At 63.0% G+C, this 2,805-nt stretch carries 3 protein-coding genes and 1 pseudogene; all 4 read right to left on the bottom strand.

Annotated elements, in window-relative coordinates:
- A pseudogene (gluQRS, locus tag AACR77_RS11835) lies at positions 1-796 on the bottom strand (tRNA glutamyl-Q(34) synthetase GluQRS); the annotation flags it as partial.
- Positions 797-905: 109 nt separating this feature from the next.
- Positions 906-1,355, bottom strand: a complete 450-nt coding sequence (gene dksA, locus AACR77_RS11840) for an RNA polymerase-binding protein DksA (protein WP_029314801.1) — start codon at positions 1,353-1,355, stop codon at positions 906-908.
- 119 nt (positions 1,356-1,474) lie between these two features.
- Positions 1,475-2,218, bottom strand: coding sequence for a DNA/RNA nuclease SfsA (gene sfsA, locus AACR77_RS11845; RefSeq protein ID WP_042881713.1), 744 nt, complete (start codon positions 2,216-2,218; stop codon positions 1,475-1,477).
- The gene (thpR, locus tag AACR77_RS11850) at positions 2,215-2,760 is read right to left on the bottom strand and encodes an RNA 2',3'-cyclic phosphodiesterase (RefSeq protein WP_041213873.1); all 546 of its coding nucleotides are present in this window, start codon (positions 2,758-2,760) and stop codon (positions 2,215-2,217) included. The genes sfsA and thpR overlap by 4 nt, the downstream gene beginning before the upstream one ends.
- Positions 2,761-2,805: the final 45 nt, after the last annotated feature.

The raw sequence follows: 2,805 nt of genomic DNA on the forward strand, positions 1-2,805 counted from the left end.
GCGGCGGGCACTGACCGAGAAAGTGCAACGCCTGCCACAGGGCCGGTCGTACCTCGTCCTGCGACAGCGCCGGCGCATGGTTCTGCTTGGAGAGCTTGTTGCCATCCGCTTGCACCGCCAGCGGCAGGTGCACCCAATCGGGGACGGCAGCCCCCAGAGTCTGGTAGAGGGCAATCTGGCGCACCGTGGGTTCCAGCAGATCGGCGCCGCGGACGATCTCGGTGATGCCGCTGTCCATGTCATCCACCACCACCGCCAGGTTGTAGGCATAGAGCCCGTCCCGGCGGCGCACGATGAAGTCCTCCTCCGCCAGCGCTGCGGGGACGGAGATCTCTCCCTGAAGCGCATCCTCGAACCGATAGACCGGGTGGTGCTGGCGCAAACGGGCGGCACACCCCTCGGCGGTCAGCCCCAGGGCGCGGCAATGACCGTTGTAGAATCCCCCTGCGGCCATGATTTCGCGCCGGGTACAGCGGCACCAGTAGAGATCCCCGGCCCGATAGAGCTGATCGATGATCTCGTCATAGCGGCCATGGCGCGCGCTCTGGAACATCACCTCCCCATCCCAGCCAAGACCGTGTGCCTCCAGGGTGGTGAGGATAAGGTCAGCCGCTCCCGGCATCTCCCGCGGAGGGTCGATGTCTTCGATGCGCACCAGCCAGCGTCCCTGCTGCGCCCTGGCCTGCAAGAAGCTGCCAAGGGCGGCGACCAGGGATCCGAAGTGGAGCGGACCGGACGGCGAGGGGGCGAAGCGGCCCACATAGGGGCGTCGGGAGGGGGGGGATGTCATGACCATGGCAGTTCGGGTAGGCGATGCATTGAGGCTGCATTCTGGGACGGCCCGACCAAAAGCTCAATAAAAAAGGGAGCCTGGGCTCCCTTTTCGTTTCTGTGGATGGGCGGCATCAGCCAGCCATTTGTTTTTCCTTGATCTCGGCCAGCGTCTTGCAGTCCACGCAGAGGTCTGCGGTCGGACGGGCTTCCAGACGGCGGATGCCGATCTCGATGCCGCAATGCTCGCAGTAACCGAAGTCATCTTCTTCGAGCAGCAGCAAGGTTTTCTCGATCTTCTTGATCAGCTTGCGTTCACGGTCGCGGGTGCGCAGTTCGAGAGCAAACTCTTCTTCTTGCGCGGCGCGATCCACGGGATCCGGGAAGTTGGCAGCCTCATCCTTCATGTGGTCGACGGTGCGGTCAACTTCCTGCATCAGTTGGTTGCGCCAGGCTCCCAGGATCTTGCGAAAATGTACCTTCTGTTGGTCATTCATGTACTCCTCACCGGCTTTCATCTGGTAAGGCTCTACACCCGCAATGGCCAGGGGGCCCAGAGATTTCCTGTTTTCGCCTGTTGGCATGCCCTGTCTCCTAATTCAGCACGCTACCCGTGCCATCCATAAATTGAGGGCGACATCTATAGCAGAAGGGTCAACGGGAGGCAAACAAGCCTTATCAATAATGTTACCCACTTCTGCATTTATTCTCTGCCCTCGGGTAGCATATGGTCAGATTCAAATGGGATAAAATCCTGAGCCACCATGCCCTGCACCCCAACATGGGGGCGATAGCATAAAATTTCAACCCCTGCCGCCATCGCCTGTTCAACAAGCTGACTATAGTGCGGATCGATATGGGCTGCAGGGCGCATTCTCGCGATGCCGGAGTGCAATACCATGAACAGCAGCACGGCCCGGTGCCCTGCCGCCTTCATGGCCATCAATTCACGCAAGTGCTTGGCGCCGCGGGTGGTAACCGCATCGGGGAAGTACCCCATGCCGGGTTGCTCCCGCTCGTCGAGCAGGGTGACGGATTTCACCTCGATGTAACAATTCGGCCTGTGGTCATCTTCCAGCAGCAGGTCGATGCGGCTGTTCTCTTCCCCGTATTTCACTTCGGTGCGCAGCCTGGCATAGCCTGCCAGGGGGGCGAGAGCGCCCTGTTCGATGAGCTCCCGGGCGATCTGGTTGGCACGGGCCGTGTTGACGCAGATGAAGTGACCCGCCGGGCTCTCGGCGATTTCCCAACTGTTTGGCAGCTTGCGCTTGGGGTTGTCGGATGTGGAGTACCAGACCCGGGTGCCCGGCAGGGCGCAGCCGGTCATGGCACCGGTATTGGCGCAGTGGATGGTGATCACCTCGCTGTTGTCGAGCGCCACATCCGTCAGGAAGCGCTTGTAGCGGGAGAGCAGCTGCCCGGACTGCAGGGGGGGATCGAAGATCATGGGGTGAGCTCCTCGCGGTGTGGGTTTTTGACGCGGGCCCGCAGGGGCCAGCAGGCGAGCGGTTCGTAGTGGACGCCGTCCGGCGTGCTGACGGATTGATAGAGGCAGAAGCGATCGGCCCTGAGCAGAAAATCCGGCGCAGGCAGCTCGCCGGGGGCCTCGCCCGCCTTGCGCGACAGGGTGACGTGGGGGCGATAGCCCTGCTCGCCGTTGCCCAGCCCGAGCTTTTCACCGTGGCGGCGCAGCGCCCTCGCGAGCACGGTCAGCTCGTTCGGCCACTCACCGGGCCCCACCCAGGCGGCTTTGGCGCGCTGAAACCAGCCGGTCTGATCCAGATGGACGCTGAAAGGGGGGCAGTGCTGTCGCTCGGCGGCCGCGATCAGGCGAGCCTGGGTCGTTTCGTCGGCCTCCCCGAGAAAGGCCAGGGTCAGGTGCAGGTTGCACTCGGGCACCGGCTGGCCGGGCCAGGGGCGCTGGTCTCGCCAGGTCGCAAGCTCGGGGGCAAGCTCTGGCAGGGGCAGGGCAAAGAAGAGTTTGGGCATGCGGCGTGTCGGTCCTCGTGATGGGCATCGGATAAGGGACTGTGA

The sequence above is a fragment of the Aeromonas sp. ZOR0002 genome, from assembly GCF_963866995.1.
Lineage (GTDB): Bacteria > Pseudomonadota > Gammaproteobacteria > Enterobacterales > Aeromonadaceae > Aeromonas > Aeromonas caviae.